The organism is Streptomyces sp. MUSC 14, from assembly GCF_001866675.1.
Lineage (GTDB): Bacteria > Actinomycetota > Actinomycetes > Streptomycetales > Streptomycetaceae > Streptomyces.
On the sequence record NZ_MLYN01000107.1, the window covers coordinates 1 to 22,241 of the forward strand.

At 66.4% G+C, this 22,241-nt stretch carries 17 protein-coding genes and 5 pseudogenes; 10 read left to right on the top strand and 12 right to left on the bottom strand.

The annotated features are described in order from the left end of the window. Window positions 1–640 precede the first annotated feature (640 nt). The gene (locus BIV25_RS50670) at window positions 641–1,522 is read left to right on the top strand and encodes a hypothetical protein (RefSeq protein WP_143076827.1); all 882 of its coding nucleotides are present in this window, start codon (window positions 641–643) and stop codon (window positions 1,520–1,522) included. 11 nt (window positions 1,523–1,533) lie between these two features. Beyond that, complete coding sequence (locus tag BIV25_RS44990; RefSeq protein ID WP_071378397.1) at window positions 1,534–1,716, top strand: hypothetical protein; 183 nt, start codon at window positions 1,534–1,536, stop codon at window positions 1,714–1,716. A 119-nt stretch (window positions 1,717–1,835) separates the two neighbouring features. Here BIV25_RS44990 and BIV25_RS44995 read toward each other — a convergent pair whose 3' ends face one another. Further along, on the bottom strand, window positions 1,836–2,216 hold the full coding sequence (locus tag BIV25_RS44995; RefSeq protein ID WP_071378398.1) for a hypothetical protein: 381 nt from the start codon (window positions 2,214–2,216) through the stop codon (window positions 1,836–1,838). Window positions 2,217–3,077: 861 nt separating this feature from the next. On the opposite strand from BIV25_RS44995, the gene BIV25_RS51885 reads away from it, so the two are divergent. The 3 genes and pseudogenes from BIV25_RS51885 to BIV25_RS45010 form a co-directional block, all read left to right on the top strand. Next, entirely contained in the window at window positions 3,078–3,260 is a 183-nt protein-coding gene (locus tag BIV25_RS51885; RefSeq protein WP_071378399.1) for a hypothetical protein, read from the top strand. 8 nt (window positions 3,261–3,268) lie between these two features. Beyond that, window positions 3,269–4,717, top strand: coding sequence for a helix-turn-helix transcriptional regulator (locus BIV25_RS51890; protein WP_177235655.1), 1,449 nt, complete (start codon window positions 3,269–3,271; stop codon window positions 4,715–4,717). A 353-nt stretch (window positions 4,718–5,070) separates the two neighbouring features. Further along, window positions 5,071–6,049 (top strand): annotated as a pseudogene (locus BIV25_RS45010) (NAD-dependent DNA ligase LigA); the annotation flags it as partial. A gap of 126 nt (window positions 6,050–6,175) precedes the next feature. On the opposite strand, the gene BIV25_RS48800 reads toward BIV25_RS45010, so the two are convergent. From BIV25_RS48800 to BIV25_RS45030, 6 genes are all read right to left on the bottom strand, one after another. Next, window positions 6,176–7,126, bottom strand: coding sequence for a hypothetical protein (locus tag BIV25_RS48800; protein WP_079177303.1), 951 nt, complete (start codon window positions 7,124–7,126; stop codon window positions 6,176–6,178). Then, on the bottom strand, window positions 7,123–7,779 hold the full coding sequence (locus BIV25_RS48805) for a TauD/TfdA family dioxygenase (protein WP_079177304.1): 657 nt from the start codon (window positions 7,777–7,779) through the stop codon (window positions 7,123–7,125). Before BIV25_RS48805 ends, BIV25_RS48800 begins: the two co-directional genes overlap by 4 nt. 122 nt (window positions 7,780–7,901) lie before the next feature. Beyond that, entirely contained in the window at window positions 7,902–8,333 is a 432-nt protein-coding gene (locus BIV25_RS45015; protein WP_071378401.1) for a hypothetical protein, read from the bottom strand. Further along, complete coding sequence (locus BIV25_RS53935) at window positions 8,330–10,489, bottom strand: hypothetical protein (protein ID WP_071378402.1); 2,160 nt, start codon at window positions 10,487–10,489, stop codon at window positions 8,330–8,332. Before BIV25_RS53935 ends, BIV25_RS45015 begins: the two co-directional genes overlap by 4 nt. After that, window positions 10,486–12,312, bottom strand: coding sequence for a hypothetical protein (locus tag BIV25_RS45025; protein ID WP_071378409.1), 1,827 nt, complete (start codon window positions 12,310–12,312; stop codon window positions 10,486–10,488). The genes BIV25_RS53935 and BIV25_RS45025 overlap by 4 nt, the downstream gene beginning before the upstream one ends. 74 nt (window positions 12,313–12,386) lie before the next feature. Continuing rightward, window positions 12,387–13,799, bottom strand: coding sequence for a site-specific integrase (locus BIV25_RS45030; protein ID WP_218158534.1), 1,413 nt, complete (start codon window positions 13,797–13,799; stop codon window positions 12,387–12,389). A 95-nt stretch (window positions 13,800–13,894) separates the two neighbouring features. On the opposite strand from BIV25_RS45030, the pseudogene BIV25_RS45035 reads away from it, so the two are divergent. Both BIV25_RS45035 and BIV25_RS50100 read left to right on the top strand, forming a co-directional pair. Further along, a pseudogene (locus BIV25_RS45035) lies at window positions 13,895–15,001 on the top strand (helix-hairpin-helix domain-containing protein); the annotation flags it as partial. Between the two features lie 82 nt (window positions 15,002–15,083). Beyond that, window positions 15,084–15,227 (top strand): annotated as a pseudogene (locus tag BIV25_RS50100) (IS630 family transposase); the annotation flags it as partial. A gap of 29 nt (window positions 15,228–15,256) precedes the next feature. On the opposite strand, the gene BIV25_RS48810 reads toward BIV25_RS50100, so the two are convergent. Both BIV25_RS48810 and BIV25_RS45045 read right to left on the bottom strand, forming a co-directional pair. Beyond that, window positions 15,257–16,177: an ornithine cyclodeaminase family protein gene (locus BIV25_RS48810; RefSeq protein WP_079177306.1), complete on the bottom strand. Its 921-nt coding sequence runs from the start codon at window positions 16,175–16,177 to the stop codon at window positions 15,257–15,259. A 590-nt stretch (window positions 16,178–16,767) separates the two neighbouring features. Beyond that, a complete protein-coding gene (locus BIV25_RS45045; RefSeq protein ID WP_071378405.1) occupies window positions 16,768–17,193 on the bottom strand; it encodes a hypothetical protein in 426 nt (141 codons plus the stop codon). Window positions 17,194–17,337: 144 nt separating this feature from the next. Here BIV25_RS45045 and BIV25_RS50105 point away from each other — a divergent pair, with 144 nt between their 5' ends. The 3 genes from BIV25_RS50105 (at window position 17,338) to BIV25_RS45055 (ending at window position 20,967) form a co-directional block, all read left to right on the top strand. Further along, window positions 17,338–19,053, top strand: coding sequence for a competence protein CoiA family protein (locus BIV25_RS50105; RefSeq protein WP_143076829.1), 1,716 nt, complete (start codon window positions 17,338–17,340; stop codon window positions 19,051–19,053). Window positions 19,054–19,789: 736 nt separating this feature from the next. After that, window positions 19,790–20,074 carry a hypothetical protein gene (locus BIV25_RS45050; RefSeq protein ID WP_071378406.1) on the top strand — a complete coding sequence of 95 codons (285 nt, stop codon included), beginning with the start codon at window positions 19,790–19,792 and terminating at the stop codon, window positions 20,072–20,074. Then, window positions 20,071–20,967, top strand: coding sequence for an SDR family NAD(P)-dependent oxidoreductase (locus BIV25_RS45055; RefSeq protein WP_071378407.1), 897 nt, complete (start codon window positions 20,071–20,073; stop codon window positions 20,965–20,967). Before BIV25_RS45050 ends, BIV25_RS45055 begins: the two co-directional genes overlap by 4 nt. 36 nt (window positions 20,968–21,003) lie before the next feature. Here BIV25_RS45055 and BIV25_RS48815 read toward each other — a convergent pair. The 3 genes and pseudogenes from BIV25_RS48815 to BIV25_RS45060 form a co-directional block, all read right to left on the bottom strand. Then, a pseudogene (locus BIV25_RS48815) lies at window positions 21,004–21,150 on the bottom strand (AAA family ATPase); the annotation flags it as partial. A gap of 28 nt (window positions 21,151–21,178) precedes the next feature. Next, window positions 21,179–21,268: pseudogene (locus BIV25_RS53940) on the bottom strand (IS5/IS1182 family transposase); the annotation flags it as partial. A gap of 24 nt (window positions 21,269–21,292) precedes the next feature. Further along, window positions 21,293–21,763 (bottom strand): hypothetical protein, encoded by a 471-nt coding sequence (locus BIV25_RS45060; RefSeq protein ID WP_071378408.1) that lies wholly within the window; start codon window positions 21,761–21,763, stop codon window positions 21,293–21,295. Between the last annotated feature and the right edge of the window lie 478 nt (window positions 21,764–22,241).

Here is a 22,241-nt window from a genome sequence, read left to right on the forward strand (position 1 = left end):
ACTATCCAACAGGCCAAATGAGATGGCGTCTTAAGGTGCGCGGCCGCGACGGCCAGCACTATGAGCCGCGTCCGGCGGCGCAGCCCGGACGCAGCCTCGAGTCGGGGCGCCGCACCAGATCGGCGTCCTCCAGCCGTTTCAGTACCCGCTCAGCGCCTGGCAGTCCGCAGTCCAGCAGCCGAGCTACTGTCGCCGCCGCCCGGCCTCGGTGCTTGTCCACCGTTCCGCCACACAGCCGAACACTCGGGAACAGCGTTCTCCACGGCAAGGGACCCTAACTCCGGAGTCAGGGTCCCTTGCCGTGGAGGCAATCTACTCACCGGTATCCGTGCCGACCGTGCTCCAGCGCCTCGTGAACCAGTCCGGGTGCTGAACGCGCCCGCTCCTTCGGGGTCCGGGGTGCGGTCTCAGCGGGGAACGCCGCACCATGAGGACCGTGACGACATCGAAGCCGCTCAAATCCGTTCTATCGCGAATGTCCGATTAATAAGATTTTGGATATTTGGGCGTGCAGGGTCGTTTTCTCCGGAGTCTTCCGCCGAGATCGACATCGCTGTAGATCTTGTGTAAATTTCTGACCAAGGGGGGCGCGGGAGGGTTTGCCCGCGTTCTCGCGTTCTGGACCGACCAATCCAGGCCGATGGCAAACTCCCCCCTTCGTAAGACCAGACATTCGGGGATATTTTTGTTTTTCAGTAAGCGCTATTCAAAGAGCTTCGCAGCTGTCGGATCCACTGTTGCCGCGGCGGCTCTAACTTTCACTTCAGCGCCTATAGCGAATGCCGCAACACCCGCCGATTCTGAAATTCGCGCGGCTCTCAAGCGGCACAGCGACGGCACGTGGACGCAGGCGGACGTAAAGCTCATAAAGTCCATTCCGGAACTGGCCGCAGTTGTTCCGGACGTGACCCGTCCCGATGACGTGTCCATTGACTCCGCGGTCATAGGAACCAGCGGCTCCACGGGTGCAGGCAGTCGAGGGATAACAGGCGCCAACGGCCAGCCTCTATCGCCGGCGGAACTCGCCAAGGTGATGCCGCCGAAGGGGGCGGAACCCAGTGACCCCGCCCAGGTAGTGGAGACGCCCGAGGAGACGGATTCCGACACTGCGGAACTCGACATCGCGGCGCTCCCGCAGGACGCCGCTGGCCTTGTCGCTGCCAAGGCCAGCAACAAGTGGAAGATGACCCACATCACGCACACACACCGCAGTTACACCGGGGCCATCATCTTCAAGTATCATACGTACGCCGAGTTCCAGTACAACGGTTCGAAAGTCCTGAAGTGGGGCCAGCGCTACGACGACTTCACAGACGAAGACCCTGTGGCCGCAGTCAAAGTCAACCCCAAGCGACTCCTCGACACCAAGTCGCGTACACCTGCAAATTCCGGCACGTCATCAATGAAGCGCGAAGCGGAGCTGTGCGTCTTCAAGTACGGCTGTTACGCCACTTTGCATCCCTGGGCTCAGGTCAAGGTTTACGGAAGCGGTAAGACCGCCATCGGTGGAAGCGGCGTTTAAGGGAGAGAAATATGAAGTCGCTCACAGGGTCATTGATCGCCGTCATCGCCTTTTTCGTGCTCATTCTGCTGGTGCTCGGGTCAGGCTTCGGCGGCATCGAAATCCTCGTGTGGATCGCGGCACTGGCTGGATCCATCACGCTGACCGTACGGCATCACCGCAAGAATAAGGCCGGCAACTCCTCAGGTATGTAGCGACTTTCTGTATCGCTCAAGTTTCCGCCGACATGCGTGGAAGTGCGCCGGTGTGCCTGGACCGTTTGGAGACCAGGCACACCGGCGCGCTGTATTGCTTGACCGGCCCGAACCGCGACCTACGTCAGCGGCTCCGGGGGCAGCCACAGCGAGACCATCTCACCGTGACCCAGCATCTGCCACGCCGCTGCCTCGCCCGGTGATCGCGGCCACGGCGGCCGGAGCCCCTGCTTGCCCAGCACCATCGACATGGCTGCCTGCCACTCCAGGCCCTCAGTCTTGACCACGTCCGTGAAGTTGCTGTTCAGCAGCACCCCGTGCAGCTCACCGAGGACGTTGTTGACGTTTTCGGCGAGCATCATCTGCACCCACGAATTGCCGGACAGACGGGTCAACGAGACCCGCCGCATCCGCTGCGCCGTCCGGGCCGCGCCGGACGCCGTCCACTGCCCGGCCTGGTCCCGGAACCGCTCCCGCTTGCCCCGACTTGCCTTCCCCACCCCGTGATTCCCCTCCCGCGACGGCCGATGCCAAAGCCGTACCCGACCCCCGCCCAGGCGACACGACGGAATCGAGACGCCACGCTGTGCCTCTCACGACCGTGGCGGCATGCCTGCGGGGTCTCCGCGGCACCGCTGCCCGTGATGCCGCTGCGGATGATCTCGCCCCGGCTGGCTGTCCTGGAGATGTCGGCCGGACTCGGGGTCGCCCCGCACCTGTACGACGTGCGAGCGGACATCTTCCCCTGAGGTGGTGGTCCTGGCGTTGACGGGCAACGCCAGGACCGGGCGAAGGCACGCGGCAACGCGTCTCCGCTGTGTCTCTCGATTACTGAATTGCCCGCAGTACATCGGAGAACGTCCGCCGGCGGACCAGGCCGCGGCGGCGGCATGACCAAAGATCGGGCATGCCGCACCGCATGGTCAATACGGAGACGTGATTGCGGATAAGCCCCACGTCACACCGGCTGCGAGCTGGGAGGATATGGATTCGGCTATGGCCGGAAGTGACGCACCTTCCCGGGACACAGATGCGGAAACCGATCCAGGGCCGGAACCGGTGTGTGACAAAGGTGGGACGCATCTGCGGATATCAGAGCGGCGTCCTGGGCTCGACCAGGTGAAATGCGCGGACGCGGCTCCTGGGCGGTCGAGACCGACAAAGGGACACAGCTGCGGATTGAACCTGCCAAGGGTTAGCCCTGGAGCAGCCGATGCTGCAACATCACTTCTCACGAAGGCGGCGGCAACCGCCTTGCACAGCACCATGTTTGCCCGCAGAACAGCCCAAACGCCCCGAATTGGAGAGAGAGAACGTTGAACCTGTTGCCTTGCGGAACGTCCGGCACTCCGTGGCGCCATGTGACCGCCTCGGAAGCCGTCGTGCTGATCGTCGTCGTCATCGTCGCCGCCTCCCTGGCCGCGGCCGGCCTTCCCGTCCTGAGCGTGTGCGTACTCATCGCCCGGGCATGCGCCGCGGGCGTCAAAGCACTCCTCCAACTGCGCGCCAGCCGTCCTGCCGAGCCGGAACCTACGAGGGCTTGACCGTTCGCATGAGCCGCCGAGAGAACCCGATCGGCCAGTGCGGCAAGTCCCTGCACGCCCTCGCGGCCTGGCTCCGTGCCGGCCGCGAGGCTGCTGGCCTCACCTACGAACAACTGGCCGCCCGCACTGAATTCAGCGCCGACACCCTGTCCCGCGCCGCCTCCGGACGCAACGTTCCCAAAAACCTGAGCGTCGTCCTCGCCTACGCCGACGCCTGCGACCTGCCGGAGAAGGACGCCGAAAAACTCTGGAAAACGGCCCGCCGCGACGAAGCCCGTGCCCAGGGGGTCCTCAGCGGGAACCACAGCGGCGTACACATCAGCATCGCCAAGGACTTCGCCGACCTTCACTCTGCCATCGTCGACCTCTACCAAGAAGGCGGCAGCCCGCCATTACGCAGCCTGGACGCCCGTCTGGGCGGGGTGGGGCTCCTCCCCCACAGCACCGTCGGCCGGGTCCTCAAAGGCCGCTCGACCCCCAGTCGGCAGTTCGTCCTCGCCTTCGCCGAGGCCCTCGGAGCCCGACGCTCCGACCTGGCAGAATGGGGAAAGGTATGGGACCGCGCCGACCGCGACCGCCGCAGCACCCGCCACCGCTTCCGCACACAGGTACGAGAAGGCCTCGACGACCGGCTCACCACCCACAACCGCGTCACCCCCCGCGACCTTCAACTGCTGATGAGCGATCTCGAATCCTCCGCGCGGCGAGAACCCGGCCTCAGACTCATGGTCCACATCCCCGACAACGACGACGCAGAAGCACACAACACCGCCCGCATGACACGAGAACTCCTCGTAGACCAGGCCCAGCGCTCGGGAGCCCTGGCCTGTCCCCGGTGCGGACGGCCTTCCTTCGGCTACAACGACACCACAGGCTGGAGCCGCGCCCTCTGCGAGAACTGCAGACCACCCACCACCAGCCCCTCCGGCCAGAGCCCCCAGCCAGACACCCCAACCCTGTCCCTACGGCCACCGCGCCCCACCGAACGAACCCCCCTGCCACGCCGTCACGGACCACGCACCTGGCCTCGCCCCCAAGACCAGGACCCCATCCCGCCACTCACCCCCGCCACCCTGCTCACCATCAGCGATCAGCCCCCAGCGCCAACGGACTTGCTGATCCCCCCGGCGACGGAAACGACCAGCGGAACTCCCGCCATCACCCCAGCACCCCCCACAAAACCGGGCACCGCCCCACACTCGCTGTGCTACCCCCAGTACCCGTCACCACATGAACGACCAGACGCGCCGGAACCAGCCACCGAACGAGCAAAGACCGAGCCACCGACCCCGCTGGCCATCAGGATCCGGATCAACATCCCCGGATCCCGGCCAGCACCGCCGACCACCACAAGCCCCGAGACCTTTCTGGAGACCACGGACTGGTTCAAGCCGCGCGACGCAGTCCCCCCTTCCTACCCGACAGCACCGGAGGACTCCGACACCAAACCCCTGTAAACAGCCCACCAGGGGAGAAGACCGGACCGGCGCACGCTCTGGTCCGCAGGTGACCAGGCCGTGCCGGAGGCTGCGTGCCGCTCAACACCGCGCAGACAATGAGTGTTTGGCCAGCCGGCGATCACCGTCACTGAGGCGGCGGATGAGAAGGTCAGTCCTGGGCCGGTGGACACACTGGCTGGCAGCGTATGCTCGGCTCCCCGACAACGTCGTCTGCTTCCCCAAGCCGTGATCACGACCGACCCGTGCTGGTGGGCCAGCCCGGCCGGTGAAGATCTTCTCGCAGCCGACCGAGTCCTCGCCGGGAGGCGCGGGCGAGGGCGTTGTCAGTGGTGGCAGGCAGGATGGCGGTCATGACGACACCCGTGGTGCAGATTGTGGATGCCGCCGCCTATGCGCAGGCGGTCGAGGATGCCGTGAAGGCCGCGGCTGCCTACTACGCGGGCGGTACCTCGCCCCTGGATGACGACGCCTACGACCGGCTCGTGGGGGGCATCGCCGCCTGGGAAGCCGATCATCCCGACCTGATACGGCCCGACTCACCGACAGGGAAGGTCGCCGGCGGAGCGGCCGAGGGCGATGTGCCTCACACGGTGGCGATGCTGAGCCTGGACAACGTGTTCTCGCCGGAGCAGTTCGCCGCCTGGTCGGCCTCCTTGGCCCGCCGGATCGGTCATGAGGCGGAACGCTTCAGCGTCGAGCCGAAGCTCGACGGGCTGGCCGTCGCTGCTCGCTACACCCAGGGCCGGCTGACCCGGCTGATCACCCGGGGCGACGGGATCGCCGGCGAGGACGTGTCCCACGCGATCGGCACCATAGAGGGCCTCCCGGACGAACTGGCCGAGCCGGTCACGGTGGAGGTACGCGGCGAAGTGCTGATGACCACCGCCCAGTTCGAGCATGCCAACGCTGTGCGCACCGCACACGGCGGGCAGCCGTTCGCCAACCCGCGCAACGCCGCGGCGGGCACCCTGCGAGCCAAGGACCGCCTCTACACCGTGCCGATGACGTTCTTCGGCTACGGCCTGCTGCCCCTCGCCGACACAAAACCCGTGCTCGCCGCGCAGCTGGGCGAACTCGCGCACAGTGACCTCATGGCGCAGGCCGCCGAACTCGGCGTGAACACCACCGCCCACACCGCCGTGCCTGGCATCACCGCCACGACCACCGAGGCCGTCCTGGCCCGGGTACAGGAGATCGCAGCCCGGCGGGCCGAGCTGCCGTTCGGGATCGACGGCATCGTCATCAAGGCCGATCTCGCCGCCGACCAGCAGGCCGCCGGATCCGGATCGCGGGCCCCGCGCTGGGCGATCGCCTACAAGCTGCCCGTTCTCCCGCGAGTAGAACTCAGCCGCAGCGAAGATCATCCAGGCATAAACGCAGGTCAAACGCCGATGGTTGGGAAACTTCAGAGGCAACAAGTCTGTTGCAGCAGAGCGGGTTCAACCACCCTCACGATCAGTCATTCCCGTATTCAGGTTCCTGCCCGAAGTATTCGTCGGGGTCACCCTCGACCTCGAACTCTGTGTCGATTCCTGCCTGCCTGAGCAGCTCGTAGTTGCCCAGCACCAACTGGCACCCAGGACAGCTGAAGTACTCCGCGCCGATACTCAAGGTCACGGACACGTCGTCCGAGTATGAATAGTCGGGTTCCTCGTCCGCCCCGTAGCCACCTGCGGTCGGGTAGTGAACCTGAGAGTCGACAACTTCCCATCCCTCAAGGAGTCCGTCCGACCCGCAGGCCGGACAAATCTCAACCTGGCTGTGGTCAAGTTGCGCTGCCAGCTGCGGTCCGGTCTTCCACTCCGCAGCGACTCTTTCTGGAAGGGTACCTTCGAGTCGCTGTTGACGCCGCTGCTTTGCCCTCTCGATCAGAGCTTCCGTGCGCTGTTCAAGGTTCTTAGCGTTTTGCTCAAGGTATCTGGTGACCACGCCCTCGCGGTCGGGGCCCACGAGCTCGTCCATATCGCGATCAAGTGCCGTGACCAGGATGGCTGCCTGTGCCCAATATCTGGGCCACCACGCATGGGGCGGGATCGCCATGAAGCCAGCACCACTGCTGTGAAGGTACTCATTCCGGCCGTTGATGATCTTCATGGCTTCTGCCTGGTCGAACGGCTTGAAGGCCTTGTGACACCGCGCCATCAGCGTCTTCGCCCGCACCGACGTGAACTTGCGCGCATCACCCTTCACGAGACCGCTTGCGATGAGGAGGTTAGTACCCTCCTCATTTGGCTCTGCGACCAGAAGAGGTGAGACACGTGCGAGGGCAGCCTTGGCCAGCAGCTCGAGGGCGAGGGCGGCCCATAGGGCCTGCTCATCGAACGACCTGGAGTCGTCATCCATGGCGCGATTGAGGAAGAGCTTCGCCTTGACCCAGAGCGCGTCGTGATCGAATGGCCTGCTCATGATGTCTCTCGATTCAGGTGGAAGCTGAGCCGCTGCAATTCCCTCTGAGGGTCGTGAACTGCAGAAGCTCGGGCATGTAGCGCTTTGCGATTATCGATCACGAGCAATTGACCGGGCTGGCTCCACTCGTGCTCAACCACTGAGCCCTCCGCTTCGATGAAGAAATGCGCCACCTGACGCGCTCGCGCATCGCAGGGCATCATGCACCCGGGGTCATAGCGCATGCGGCCTGCCGCCAACGCAGTAGTAAAGAAGCTGTCATTTCCGCTATTAACGAGGAAGACCCCATGCCGCAAGAAGTCGGGAATGACCGAGATGAAACGCTTGGGTCGGCCTCTGTCCCAGAGTCGCGTCGGCGTCGTGCTCGTGGCCTCGCAGACAAGGACGACGACATCGGGCGGTTCGGGCAGATGGGCACCATCGGTGTGCAGGGGCTGGGCCCCCTTGCCGTAGCGAGCGCTAAGGGAATTGGGTTCTGCTCCCTCTGGGTCGACCGGCCGCAAGGTAGAGATGGCAGGACCTCCCTTCCGGGTCGGTACCTCCTTCCATCCGAGCATCGCGGCTTCCCGTTGAACCTGCGCTATGGTCCCTGAGCTTGAGGCCCACCCCACGCGCCTGCTCTCGCCCACCAGGTCTTCCAACAACATGGCCATGCGGAAGTATCACTGCCGCGCTGCGTGCGCCGCTACCAAATTGAAGATCCAGCTCGGCCCCTGCTCAATGAACCGTCGGAGCCGACGGCGGGCCTGGCGTGCGACCGGCCATCGTCCAGTCTTCAAGGAAGGTGCCTAGGCTGCCGAGGGAGGATACGGACCTTGGCTGCCTCCGCGTCCCGCCCGGACAGAGCGGCATGCTCCAGGGACAGAAGATTGAGAGCGGTCGCATAGATCTGAAGCCGTTCCTCAAGGAACCGGCAGTGGGCCTGCAGGTCGGAGTGTTTCTTCTTCAACTCCTCATGGGCGTCCGCAGATCGGACGTGCGAGGCTCGCTTCTCCTCTTCCTCGGCCGCCTGGGCCTGGAAGAGATCTTTGAGGTCGGGATGCTGGTGGGTGAGGTGCCAGCGTTTGACGTCTGCCTCTATGGCCAACTGGGACACGTTCAGCCGCCCGTTTGACCGCTGCGGCGTCCCAGCGAAGAGCCGGTTCATCGCGGCAAGGATCGCCCGGCGGACGCCATCCGTCTCGTTGTCGATGGAGAAGACGGTCATCGGTCTGCGGCTCCTCGTTCATGGACTTCGATGATCGTCTTAAGGCGATCGAGTTCACGCCGCTCGCGCTCATGGCGGATCGGTGGAGCCAGTGGATCGGCGACGATCTCGGCCAACTCAGTCGCTCTGCGCTTGACGTACTGGATGTCGCGGTCGGTGCGAGCAAGGTTCGGGCATTTCGGACGACAGTCGTCGGTGTCCGGGGTGACCAGAGGGTCGTCGGCGTTGCCGCGGAGCTGGCAGGCGGCGGTGGCCGGGTTGAGGACGCAGGTCATGCCCTCCCCGTGATAGATCTGCAGCAGCGTATTGCTGAGCAGGTCGCGGGCCTGACGCTCCTTGGTGAGCACGCGGCCGGCGAACTCGCGGCTGGCAGCGTTCACCCGGTAGCGATAGGCATCGGCGGCAGGACCGCTGACGTGTTCCCCGGAGGTCAGGGCCTGCTCGTCGTCGGCCAGGCATTCAAGGCGGTAGAGCCAGTCCTCGAACGCGTATTCATCGGGGAAGCCGGATTCGTAGGTGCCCGCGTAGCCCTGGAGCATTCGAGTATGGGCATGGCCATACTGAATGGAGGCGGCGATGAGCCCCCGGGGCCGACGGCGGATGAACCAGGCCAAAGTCCTGCGGAATCGGCTGGCCTTGAGGCGGTCGCGGCCGTCGTCGGGAATACGGTCCGTGCGGCCGCGCCGGTCGCATTCGGTGTTCACCCAGGCCACGAACCTGCCCAGGTCCTTGGTGATCTCGTTGTCCCGCCGGGCCTCGCCCAGACGCTTCCCGCCCTGCTGGCGCTTGAGGTAGTGCTCGATCCGGATGGGGAACAGCAGCGGGCTCGGGTGAAGCCGCTCCAGCACGTTCACCGCGCTGGCAAGGAGTTCGATGACGACCCAGGGGTCGTGCCGGACCTGCCCTTCGGGGATCTTGTTGCCGTCCTGGTCCTCGGCGCCCTTGAAGTAGAGCCCTTCCATCAACCACAGTCCGGTGTTCGTGTCCTGTGTGACGCAGCCACGCCGCAGGTTGAGCACCTCTCCGACTCTCGCTCCCGACAGGTAGGCGACGATGATGAAGCAGGCTGTACTCAGCAGCCGCGTGAGCTGGGGCACCTCGTCGTAGTGGATGCGGTCGGGCCGCCAGGGCTGCCCGTCCAGAAGGCCGGAGATCGACGATCCGACGTAGGCGTGCTCGCCGACCGGAAGGCCTGACTCGGTGACCAGGCAAGCCGTCGTGGTGTGTCTGAACGATTCCGCGCAGTTCAAGGCCGCGGCAATGTGACGCCAGCTGATGACCAGCTTACCGGTGCCCGTGCGGATGCCGGGCAGGCCTTCGCCGCGTTCACGCAAGTCGTTGAGGTAAGCGATGACCTTCGGCCGCAGTTCACCGGAGCGGTGCCGTGGCTGCCTATTGGTGCCGGCCCGTCGCCGTCCGTCGGTGGTGTTTGCGTGCAACTGCAGACGCTCGGCATGGGCGGCCAGGATGTCCTCGGCGAAGTCCTCGACGAACCGAATTGCCCAGAGCAGGAGCATCTGCATGGTGGGCTCGGCGATGCGGCGGGTGCGGTTCTCGCGGTCAACGCGGGTGCCCCGCAGCAGGTCCTGAGTGTCCTCCCCCGCCCAGGGCGGTGCATCAGGCAACCGCATCACCAGTGGGAGGGTGTCCCGGTATGCCCAGAGCCGACGGACCTCCGTGAGGCGGCGGTAGCGGTAGTCCAGGGGGACTTCCTCGTCTTCCAGAGCGACGAGGTAGTCGTCCAGCAGTTCCTGCGTGACTTGGCAGAATTGTGTTACCTGCCGGGAAGCCAGCCACTGAAGTACGAACTGCAGTCCGTTGGAAAAGGCCCGGGCGATCGTCACAACGGCGCTTCGCTTGCCCCTGGCGCCGCGTACTCTCCGGGATTCGGTGTGATTCAGCAGCTGCCAGAGGTAGAACTTGGCCGCGAGCCTCAGCTCGGCGGGGATCAGAGCGAAGTTCAAGGTCGTGGACGGGTAGTGGTCCTCGAAGATCGCCGGGTTGAGGTCCCAGCGATCATCACTGAACCGGGACAGCCGCGACAGATCCGTCTCCGGTCGAATATCACGGTTGAGTAGGACCAGAGTGTCGGAACCGGGCCACTGGGTGCCCGTCGGGATCTCTCCCCAGACATCAAGCAGCGTGGGAGTGGTCATCGCAGGTCGAGCTCCCGGTTCAGGAAACGGTCGGCAAGAGCGTGATCAGCTGCTGTGGCGTCCCGGCGGGCGTCGGCGACAGCTGCCTCGTCGTGCTGGTCGAGTAGATCGGCGAGTTGGGCGTGCGGGCCGGCGAACCGCTCGGCCCAGCGCAGGGCGTCCATCTCCTCCCGCCGCTGCAGCAGCCGGTCGTGGACCAGGACCTGGACGGGGATGTGTCGGGGCATGGCTCTGGCGCACTCGCATCCCAGGCAGAGCATGAACGAGGCCGGACAGGGCTGGCCGGGCGGGGCGTGCGGGCTGTTCTTGTTGTCGGCGCAGGCCGTGAGCACGGTGTCTAGTTCTCCCGCGATCATGCGTTTCAAGGTCACCGGGTCCAGCCCCAGCTCGGCGGCGACCGCCTCCGGCTCCAAGCGGGCCCGCTCCACCTCCTGCGAGGTCATCACGTTGACCGTGCCGCGGGTGCGGGCCTTGTCGACCTCGGCGGTCAGCGTTTGAGCAACGACCTGCCGGTATTCAGCGACATTGCCCCGGTTGCGGAGCATGTACTGCGTCACCGCGGTCTTCTCGGTGTGCGCAACCGGCTTCTGGTTGAGCTCGATGTAGGTCAGCCGCAGCAGGTCCAGCCGCACCACCAGCGGAACCGGCTCGCCCTTCTCCTCGTCCACCTTGTCCGAAGGCAGCAACCAGGCCCTGCTGAGCCGGGTGACCGGCAGGCCACTGCTCATCTGCCGCAGTCCCCGCCCGGCGTTGCCCATAGCGCCCCCGCCGGACGATGCATAGCCGACCAGCAGCCGCTTGCCTCCGACCATGGCCCGCGAGCGGGCGGTCAGCTCATGCAGCAGGACATAGAGTCCGAATGGCGTGTGCAGCTCGTCCCGGGCCGAGACTTCCTCCGGTTTCTCCGGGATGCTGATCCAGTTCGGGACATCGGACAGCGCGAGGTTCATGTAAGCGCGTCGGCCCCGCCGCGGCTTGCGCAAGTCGACGATCGCGGTGCCGAGTGCCCCGGTGTGGCCGTCCGCACGGTGATGCACCGACGGCGTTCTGTGGATTACTTCTGGGTTTTCGCCGGTCATGACGGCCAGCAGCACCGCGCCGGCAGCGACCTCGTCAATCGTCAGATGAAGCCAGGACATGACCTGCTTGACTGAGCCGAACTCTTTCGTGATCCAGGGCTGCGGAACACTACGGCCAGCAGTGATGCCCGAAGCCCGGACGTTGCGGGGAACGTCGGCAAAGCGGTCCACCCAGTCCAGCAGTTGGAGCCTCAGCGCCAGCTGCCGATCGTTTCCAGCCTCCTGCTCTCCCTCCCGAAACTGTCGCAGCAGCTCGCGGCTGTCCCGGATCCGCCTTGCTGCCGCCCGCAGATCAGATCGGGCGGCGTCCGCGATGCGCTTGAACTCCGCCCGGCTGTAGCTTTCCTTCGAGCCGTCCTCTCGCTGCCTCCGTGGCAGGGCGGCGCCGATCCGCCCCGCCATCGCATCGGTGAGTCCCTCCACCTCGTCCAGCAGAAGCCGCAGTTCCCTGAGGTCGTCCGGCCCGCTGCCCGTGTGCTTGCGGCTGTTGTGAAACCCGTCGAAGTGCTCCGGCGCCAGGTGCTCTGCCTCCCTCGGCGGCCACTGGAGGGTCGCCAGGTAGCGGTCGAATTTCACCAGCACCCGATAGGCGTGATCCGTCGAGTGCAACGACGTCAGCCCCGCCCCAGGGGCAACGCGCTTGACGAAGGCAACCACCAGTGCCTCCCGCAGCCCCGCGGCCATGCTCAGAATCGACAGGTCATAGTCGCGGTGTTCCTCCCCGTCCTGGCTGAAGCACCGCACCACCTCCCCCGACAGCCGCCCGTGCCTCGTCCTGGACCCACTGCCCGGCAGCGATGCCCGCCGTCCCCGCCCACTCACCGGGTCACCGCCAGCGGATCAGTGCGGACCCGCGGGTGGCCGGTGAACACGTCCGCCATGAATGCGTCGATGGGGAAGCCCTCGGCATGGGCCAGCAGAATCTCGACTTCCAGGTTGCGAAACGGCTCCAGGTAGACCTCCTTGGTGGTCTCCACCCGGCGATGCCCGAGCATCGTCTGGACCAAGTGCCAGACGTTGCCGAACTGCTCGCGGAAGTCCCGCCGCTCGTCCTCGCTCAGGTGCCCGAGCCGCGCGGCCCAGACCAGCTTGCCGATCGCGTACCACTTCAACGCGCACGAGTGACGCAGCATGTGGGCCGTGCAGGAGAAGTTCTCCAGCCCTAGCATCTTGATCCGCTCGTTCGCGACGTCGAAGGTGTGCTCCCAGCCCCGCCCATTCCGGGGCAGCCCGTCCTCATTGAGCCAGACCGCAAGCGGCTCCAGGCCTTGCGCGGTGCGGTGGAACAGCCGCAACCGGGTGCGCGGGCCAATCTCGTTCCACCGCTTCGTCTCGACCCTGCTGCGGACGCCCTCCAGCGTCACTGACTCCGTCCCGTGCGTCGCCAGGACCAGCCGCAGCCCCTCCACCCGCGTGTAGCGGCCTGCTGCCTGAGCCCGCCGCACCGCCGCCGCCCTGGCGCCCTCGACGTAGGACATCAGCCCCTTCAACGCCGAGCGAGGTGTCCAGTACGTATGTCCGTACCCGCCCTTGGCGCAGGCGTCCGCCAGCTCGCAGGTGTAGTAGGCCCGGCGCCGGTCATAGGGTGGTATCTCGGGCAGCACCACGCTCGCCCACTCCGAGACCCGCAGCCCGTTGCCGTAGAGACCGTCGCAGAAGGCCGCGTCCCGCTGTTCGTTGCGACCCCGCCACCACCTGTCCGGGCGCCCGGACAGGTCCAGCCCCCGCACCCCCAGGTCTCGCCACCGGCGATAGCCGCCCGGGTCGAGCCACTTGACGTCCTCCGTACGTGTGGCCCGCGGAGGGTCAAAGTCCTCGAAGGGATGGGTGGTCCCGAAGGCCTTGCGCGTCCACTTGTAGAACTTCTTGAGGGCCGCCAGATCCCGGGCGAAGGAGTTCGTCTGCACCCGGTCTTCATTCGCGGGATCGGTGACCCGCCAGAACAGGAACTCCTCGGCGTCGTCCTCAACGGCTTCCCACCAGTTCACCGTCACGGGCAACAGGTAGTTGAGCCACACGCCGACCGAGTACGTGTAGTCGCGGTACGTACGGTCACCGAGGTTGCGCCACTTCGCGGACCCCAGGCAAGCGTTGACGCGCAGGTCGGGCCGGCCGTCCGGCCCGATCAGGAATCGCTGTCCGTTCCACCCGCCAACCGCACAGACCCGCGAGGCGAGATCCGGCGCAAACCCGCCGAGCAGCCCATCAAGATCCCCGAACTCCCGGCCCAAGTCATACCGATGCACCTGCCATCGCCGAGCCTCTGTACCGGTAGCCGTCACACCGGTCTCAACGACGGGCTACAACAACAGTCACTGGGCAACGAATGCCCGCCGTCGAGAAGATCACCCGGCTCCTCGAAGTGGAGTGGAACGTGGGCCGCACCGGAATCATCGCCCCGCGCGGCGTCCTGGAACCGGTCGAGATCGACGGCTCCACCATCGCCTACGCCACGCTGCACAACCCGGCCGACATCACCCGCCGCGATCTGCGTCTGGGCGACCACGTCATGGTCCACCGCGCCGGCGACGTCATCCCACGCATCGAGGCCCCCGTCGCCCACCTGCGCACCGGCGCCGAGCAGCCCATCGTGTTCCCGCAGGTGTGCCCGCGCTGCGGGTCCGGCATCGACATCAGCGAGGAACGCTGGCGCTGCGAGCAGGGCCGCAACTGCCACCTGGTCGCCTCCCTCACCTACGCCGCGGGCCGCGACCAGCTCGACATCGAAGGCCTGGGCGCCACTCGTGTCGTGCAACTCGTGGAGGCCGGCCTGGTCACCGATCTCGCCGACCTGTTCGCCCTCACCCGCGACCAGCTGCTCGCGCTGGAGCGGATGGGCGAAACGAGCAGCGACAACCTGCTGGCCGCCCTGGCCCAGGCCAAGACTCAGCCGTTGTCGCGGGTGCTGTGCGCACTCGGCGTCCGCGGGACGGGCCGCTCCATGTCCCGGCGGATCGCCCGGCACTTCGCGACCATGGACAACATCCGTGCCGCCGACGCCGAAGCTCTGCAGGAAGTCGAGGGCATCGGCGCCGAGAAGGCGCCCTCCATCGTCGCCGAACTGGCCGAACTCGCCCCGCTGATCGACAAACTCGTCGCGGCCGGCGTGAACATGACCGAGCCGGGCGCCACTCCCCCATCTGCCGTCGCGGACAACGGGACCGTCACTGTCCCGGCCGCCGGTCCGCTCGCCGGGATGACGGTCGTGGTCACCGGCGCGATGACCGGGCCACTGGAGCAGCTCAGCCGCAACCAGATGAACGAGCTCATCGAACGGGCCGGCGGCCGCTCCTCCTCCAGCGTCTCCAAGAAGACCACCCTGGTGGTCGCCGGCGACAACGCCGGCTCCAAGCGCGCCAAGGCCGAAGACCTCGGCATCCGCCTCGCCACACCCGACGAGTTCGCCGCCCTCGTCGCCGACTACCTCACCTGACACCGCCCCGGCCCGCGAAGGCCGGCGCCGCGGACGCCCTGCAGGTCGAAGAGGCGTCCGCTACACCCCCGAGATCAAGACCTGGCTCGGCAAGCACCCCCGCTTCCATGTCCACTTCACTCCGACCGGCTCCTCCTGGATCAACCAGGTCGAGCGGTGGTTCGGCCTGCTGACCGACAAGCTCATCCGCCGCGGCGTCCACACCTCGGTGAAGGCGCTCCCCGCGCAGCCGTCTCCGTGTCACGGCCATCCCAATCAATTGTGGGATGGATGATCAGTTGGCTGCCTCCCCAGTACGGCAGCGAGGGCGACTTCGGTACCGGCCAGACCGACAGAGCAGAAGACCGTGATCTGATCGGGGTCGGTGCGGGCAGGCACCGCCCCGGCCAGGACCGCGCCGAGGTCAACCATGGGGTCGATGGCAAAGATGTGCGGTTCTGGGTAACTGGCTGCCTGGGTTCGGGAGTCGGTGAGTACCACTGAGGCACGGTGGGCTAGGGCAGCGGGCACTTCGTGCCGAGAGACAGTTTTGGGGCCGAGGGTGTTCACATGCGTTCCCGGGGCGATCCAGTCAGCCTCCAGGACCGGCACCGCGCTGTTCGTGGCCACGATCACCACATCCCGATCGCGTACAGCGTCCTTGACCATTCCCGTCGCGCGCGTCCTGACTCCCAGCTCATCGGCAGCCTTGCGAGCGAAGGCATCGGCACGTTCGGGACGGCGAGCCGCGACCACGACCTCCTCGACTTCTCGTACCGCGCGCATAGCCCACAGCTGCGTCCACGCCTGTGTGCCCGCGCCCACGATGCCCACACGGGCACGGCCGGGTCTGGCCGCGGCATCGATGGCGACAGCACCAATGGCGCCGGTCCGCCGCGCGCCGAGCTCCGCACCATGTACCAGAGTCAACAACTGACCGTCCCGAGCATTCCACACAGCCACCAGCTGCTCCGCACCGACAAGGGTGTCGTACATGCGGAAGCCGAACAGCTCTTGCTCGCGCAGACGCCCGGCGGTGAAGACCAGATGCCCGTCACCGAGATCGGCACGCACACGCGGCGGAGCCTGCACAGTGCCTTCATACCGGGCCAGGATTGCCGTCCGTACGGCCTGGACAGCCGTCCCGGCATCGAGCCGGGCACGGACATCGTCGTCATTGAACAGCAGCGGAGACACAAGTAAACCTATTTCGCCTCGAATGGAATGAAGAGATCATTCTGCCGAAGCGGCGCCGCCAGAACATCCGTCTGCGGCCCGAGAGCTGGTCCGTCCCACGACCGACGACTGATGACCGAGACTGGACAACTCGCTGTAACGATGGCGGTGTCATTGGCAAGCACGCTGTCCACGGAAACGCCGATCATCGTTCCCCAGCAATGGGAACACCGACGTTGCCCGGCACGTCTCACTACCTATCGCTCTTCACCGCCGCGTCATCATGGCCGACCGCAGCCGCGCAGCAGAACACCACGCGGCCGACCTGGTATCCGATGGACCCCGGCGGGTCACCTGCCGCCACCCGGGCGCCGAACTCATCCTTCGTCCCGCACCGCCAACTGAAGCGCCAGGGACTAACACACCTCGAACTCAATCGTGGGCGAGGTCGTTAGCGCGCGGCGGAAGTGCCTACCGCGAGGCCCCGTGCATCAGGTCCTCGCAGCTGCCCGCGCGGCGATCTGACCTGGGCGTCGATGGCTCGTGCAGGGCGCCAAGGAACGGGAGATGGGCCAGATTCCCGGGCGCGGTCGTGGTGAGGTCGAGGGCGTTCAACCCCGTGCTGCATCCGCCGCTGGAGGCCGGGTGCGGCGGCTGTCGGGCTTCCGGTCGATCTGGAGCGCGACGGCTTCGAGCTCGGTGTCCTTGTAGGCGGTGCGGATACCGGAGAGGGACATACCGCTGGCTTCGGCCAGCGGTTCGAGCTTGTAGGGGCGGCCGCCATGGAACTCGCGTCCGTAGGCGAGGAGTTGGCGGATTTCGGTCTCGGCTGCTTCTTTACGGGCTCGGGCGTTGCCGAGGGCCACCAGCAAGGGATCTTCCTTCAGGGCGTCACACAAGTCCTGGAGGCTCTCGGCGTACTCCTCGCGGTCCTTGAGCGCTTGTTCCAGAGCGTCGGGGAAGCAGTCCTCGGGGGTCACACTCCCGGGGGTGGGCAGGGGGGTGTGGATGGCTGCGATGTCTCTGATCGGATCCATATTTACGACGATCGCAAAAGATTGCGTGAAACGCAATAGCGTGATGGACGGTTCCCCCTCTCGAACAGCCCCTGCACGTAGGACACTTGCAGAATCCAGCAAGCCGACCGCGCGGGAGGTGGCGTGCCGAGAGACCAACGCCTGGTGCAGACGGCAGTGATCGGCCATACAGAGTCGGAGTTACCCGTCGTGCTGCCCATGACAGCCGACGAGGTGAGCCGCTTCCGCCGCGCACACGCGGCAGACACCTTCTGGTGCGGGCGGTGGCTCGGCGGATGCGGAGGCCGCCTGGCCATCAAGCCGTACCAGGACCGCGTCTGCCACTTCGCCCACATAGCCACCCCCGGACGGCCCCCGTGCCGCCGAGCGTCGGTGGGCGCAGCCAGCGCCGACCACCTCTACATCAAGCAGCAAATCCTCGCCTGGCTGGCCACCCAGTCCATCACCGCCCGCGCCACCATCCCCGAAGACCGTGAACGCCTCGGCACCGAGATCCTGTTCGATCCCAGCACGTTCGGATGCCTGCGGGTACTGCTCGACACACAAGCCGCACCGCCTCCAGCCCCCGACGGCACACAACTGCTGCTCAGCCCACACATCGCACACGATCTGTACCGGCTGGCCATGGACGGCTACGTGCTGCGAATCCGCTGCGACACAGACAGCACCGGCCGCCGCGTCCTAATCGGCACCCAGACCCACAACGGCACCCAGTGGTTCAGCCTGGACCAATGCAGCCTTCAACCGTGGGGGCTGTCCACCCCTGCCGCAGAGGAAGTGCGACGCCTGCGCAGCACCGTCCGCCCCCTCGGCGCCCTCACGTCCCGACCGGCACCATCCAAACCCACATCCGCCCCCCGGCCCGTAGCCGCTGTACACGCCCGAGACGACCGCGCAGAGGCATTCACCGCACTCCAGCAAGCCGTCGACGACGACCGGCCAGCCACCGCCCTACGACACTGCCTCACCCACGCGGAAGCCACCGCCCAAGACGGAGCGAGCGCCGAGGAGAACGCACTACTGCGCCGCGCCACCGACCTGCTGCTACGCAAAGACCGCGGCGTCGGACTCAACGCACCACCACCCTCCCCCGACCGGCAGCCCGGCCGACTGTCACCACGCAACCCCCGGCCGGTCAAAAACCCACAGAACCCAAAGCTCACAGCCGCAGAGGCAGTCTTCGACCTCCTGGACACCCTCGACCGCCGCCGCGACCACTTCCTTCCCGGCGAACAACAGCGCCTCGTGACACAACTGGAAGACAAAGCCCGACAGGCCGGGCCCTGGATCAGCCGCCGCACCCGCAAGCAGATCACAGCCTGGAAAAACAGCACCGCCCAGACCGCGCCAGCACCCAGAACCACAACAGCAACCCCCGCACCCCCACGTCCCCCAGCCACCACCCAGGAACCCGCACCCAAAGCCAAGCGCAAAATGAAGCACGCACACCGCCAAAGCGCCCCAACCAACCCTCCCGCCGACCTGAACCTCGTGGCGGACGCCGCAAAGGACGTCCTCGAACACACCGCCCGACTCGGCAAGACCATCACCTGGGAGCAACTGTGCGCACAGGTCAAAGGACTACAAGAACTCGACGAAGAACAGCAGCGCCAAGCCCTCAAGGCCGCGTCCAGCCGATCACGCTCACACCTGCCACTGGCCACCCTGATCACCACCGGCAACACAACACCGCACCCACACAGCCGGCATCCGGTCCAACAACAGGGCAATGAACCAGACGCCGAAGCCGCCTGGCACAAAGCAGTAGCCAGCGTCCACGCCGCGTACCGACCCGGACCCCCACCCCCAGGCGCCACGCCCAGCACACAGCCCCAGGGAAACGACAAGCCAGACCACTGAAGCCTTGGCGGCACGGACGACAACAAGGCGAAAGCATCTCCATACTCGCAGGGAGTACGACGCCCGATCCCCCGACTCGTACGCCGCATCACTCCCGGCATCCACGCCCGGCGCAAGGGCTCGACGTGGATGCCGGGGATCACGGGGTCATACCCTCACGCGCGGGGAGCACCCGGGCCCCGGCGAGCACTTCGACGCCCACTCGGGGCCATCCACGCACGCGCGGGGAGCACGCCGGGCGGCATGGGGCCGGGGTCGACGTGGAAGGGGCCATCCCCGCACGCGCGGGGACGGTCCCCGGCTGTGCTCCGCCTGCCACGGGCCGATGAGCTGCTCCCCGCACGCGCGGGGACGGTCCTACTCACACCTCTGGCTGGCAAGCATGTGACGGTCCCTGATCTGGGTAGTCCACCCATGCTCTTCAAAAGTCCCATTCAACCTGCCAGTTGACCACAGGAGGCGGCATTGAACCGCAGCTTTGAGGCTAGGGCATCAAGGATCTTCCAGAGGCAAAACGGCGAGATCTTGTGGCCCTACGGGCTCGCGGCCCCGGATCAGCGGCGAAGTGGTCTCAGCGGCGAGCAGTACGAGAAGGCCGTTGCGCATGCGCACGTGTCACAACAGGTCATCGTCGATTGGGCTGAAGACCACGGCTTGCGTAGCAGCGAAAGTGGCTGCTGCCCACAGTGGCTGTTACGTAACGCCAGTCGGCAGTGCAGACCCCGATGTGTGTGGGATGCACGGCACCGGTTCTGAGGACGGACACTGGCTTGATCACGCCATCTACTGGCTCAAGAACGGATTGCCGACTGTCATTACGTCGGCCCCCTACTCGGTGGCTGAGGATGACCGGAGGCGCATCGAGCAATGGAAGGAACTCGGCCTCATGGCGGCGTTCGGGGGCCCAGGGTGGTATGGCTTCCACACAACGCAGATCATCGTGTGGAATCCGAAGCGGCTTGGCTCCATCTACTTGGCCGAAGATGCTGAACGACTCCTGCGTCACCACAACCAGTCGTGACGCCCCTGCTCCCCGCGCGCGGGGATGGGTACGAGACCGCCAAGGCGCTCGCCGAGCACGGGGCGTCCGTGGTGCTCGCCGTGCGCAACGTCGAGAAGGGCGAGCAGGCAGCGGCCCGCATGACCGGCGACGTGACCGTGCAGGCGCTGGACCTGACCTCGCTCGACTCCGTGCGGACCGCGGCGGCGGCGCTGCGATCCCGGCTCGACCGGATCGATCTGCTGATCAACAACGCCGGCGTGATGTACACCCCGAAGCAGACCACCGCCGACGGCTTCGAGATGCAGTTCGGCACCAACCACCTCGGCCACTTCGCGCTCACCGGGCTGCTGCTTGACCTGATGCTGCCGGTGCCCGGCTCCCGCGTGGTGACGGTCAGCAGCACCGGCCACTGCATCCAGGCCGCGATCCACTTCGACGACCTGCACTGGGAGCGGTCCTACAGCCGGGCCGCCGCCTACGGTCAGTCCAAGCTGGCCAACCTGATGTTCACCTACGAGCTGCAGCGCCGACTCGCCGCGCACGGCACCACCGTCGCGGTCGCCGCCCATCCCGGCGTGTCCAACACCGACCTCATCCGCAACACCCCCGCCGCGCTCCGCCTGCCCGTCACCTGGCTCGCGCCGCTGATCATCCGGACGCCGGCCATGGGCGCTCTGCCCACCCTGCGCGCCGCCACCGACCCCGGCGCGCTCGGCGGCCAGTACTACGGCCCCGGTGGGCGCAACGAGGTCAAGGGCCACCCCCGGCTGGTCACCTCCAGCCCGGAGTCGTACGAGGTAGCCGTCCAGCAGCGACTGTGGGCCGTCTCCGAAGACCTCACCGGCGTGAAGTTCCCCGTCGTTCAGTCCCAGCAGAACTCGTTTCCCTCCGGATCGGCCATCACGATGTAGCCCGCGCTGGTAGGAGGCGCCGGCTCGTCCGGCGCTCCGCCGCCCGACGGCCGACGCGATCGAGAGCGGTCGCATCCACTCATCCGGCGTCAGCCGCAGCGTGCTGTGCTCCTCCGCCAGCTGTCGAGCTCTCGTGGTCTTTCCGGCCCCGGGCAGGCCAACCGTCAGGAACAACGTCGTCACGCCCAGATCTGTCACGAAGGCCAAGTGATCACGGCTTGAGCCAAAGGCGGATCGAAGCCACGGTGACGGTGCCGTGGAAGACATAGGCGCACTTGTCGAATCTGGTGGCCACGGTTCGTCCCGGGGGGCGCCTTCGGGGCAGTCAGCGGTGGTTGGGGTTCAGCAGCTCGGCGGCCGCAGCGATGAAGGCCGCAGCCGCTTCCTTGGCCGCATGCCGCAGGGCGTCCAGCTCGGCACGGCCAGTGGCATTGCGCAGGGCGTACGTGGCATCGGCAGCCTGCTGCGCGAGGCCGGCCAACTCGGGGACCAGGACATGGAGTCGGACATGGGGCGCGGTGATCGCCGTTCGGGTGTCGTGGGACTTCGCCTGGGCCTCCAACTGGTGCTCGGTGTCGGCGTCGATCAAGGCTAGGCGCTCCCGGTGGAACATCGCAGAGCGGTGCGCGTCCAGGGCGGCCGCGAAGTCAGTGACGGCGCCGAGCTGGTCCTGGCGGTGGGCGTCGGCGCGCTGCTCAGCGCGTGCGGAGACGGCGGCGCAGTGCTGAAGAAGTCCGGCGGTCAGGGCGCCGGCCAGGGTGCCTATCACGGCAACGATCGAAGGCCACCTGGACATGGGGTGTTGGGTCCTCTGCAGGTGCGGGTCGGCATGGGTGGTTAAGCCAGGGCAGGGTGGTGCGAAGCCGAGGTTGGCCGCGGTGGTATCCGTCAGCGGGAGCCGTCGCCTGCCTCGTCTCGGTTTGTTGTCCGCGGACAACAAACTCTCATTGATGGCGCTATGTTCGGCCCTCGGTGACGACTTGTTGTCGTCTCGGTCAATCGAGTCGTCTTCTCAACGAACCGAGTCGTCCGGGCTTCTGTCTCAGCGAACCTCGTCGCGCGACTGAGCGGGCCGGTGCCCCGTCGCAGCGAACTGCGGCGTGTCGCAGTGATCTGTGTAGCGAGCGTGTGGTGCGGGTGCCGGGACAGCTTTGAGTGAGACGGTGTCCCGCTTTGGGGTGGTTCTAGTCTCGATACAGGTGGCTTACTGGCGGTTTCAAAATGCGTTCGGCGGCAGACTGGAGGTCATGTCCCGCGGGGTGGTGTAGTCACGG

Excerpts from the sequence above, each read along its gene's own strand:
- BIV25_RS50670 (WP_143076827.1), top strand. The coding sequence starts at position 641 with ATGGCAAACTCCCCCCTTCGTAAGACCAGACATTCGGGGATATTTTTG.
- BIV25_RS44990 (WP_071378397.1), top strand. The coding sequence starts at position 1,534 with ATGAAGTCGCTCACAGGGTCATTGATCGCCGTCATCGCCTTTTTCGTG.
- BIV25_RS51890 (WP_177235655.1), top strand. The coding sequence starts at position 3,269 with ATGAGCCGCCGAGAGAACCCGATCGGCCAGTGCGGCAAGTCCCTGCAC.
- BIV25_RS48800 (WP_079177303.1), bottom strand. The coding sequence starts at position 7,126 with ATGAGCAGGCCATTCGATCACGACGCGCTCTGGGTCAAGGCGAAGCTC.
- BIV25_RS48805 (WP_079177304.1), bottom strand. The coding sequence starts at position 7,779 with ATGGCCATGTTGTTGGAAGACCTGGTGGGCGAGAGCAGGCGCGTGGGG.
- BIV25_RS45015 (WP_071378401.1), bottom strand. The coding sequence starts at position 8,333 with ATGACCGTCTTCTCCATCGACAACGAGACGGATGGCGTCCGCCGGGCG.
- BIV25_RS53935 (WP_071378402.1), bottom strand. The coding sequence starts at position 10,489 with ATGACCACTCCCACGCTGCTTGATGTCTGGGGAGAGATCCCGACGGGC.
- BIV25_RS45045 (WP_071378405.1), bottom strand. The coding sequence starts at position 17,193 with ATGGATCCGATCAGAGACATCGCAGCCATCCACACCCCCCTGCCCACC.
- BIV25_RS45050 (WP_071378406.1), top strand. The coding sequence starts at position 19,790 with ATGCACGGCACCGGTTCTGAGGACGGACACTGGCTTGATCACGCCATC.
- BIV25_RS45060 (WP_071378408.1), bottom strand. The coding sequence starts at position 21,763 with ATGTCCAGGTGGCCTTCGATCGTTGCCGTGATAGGCACCCTGGCCGGC.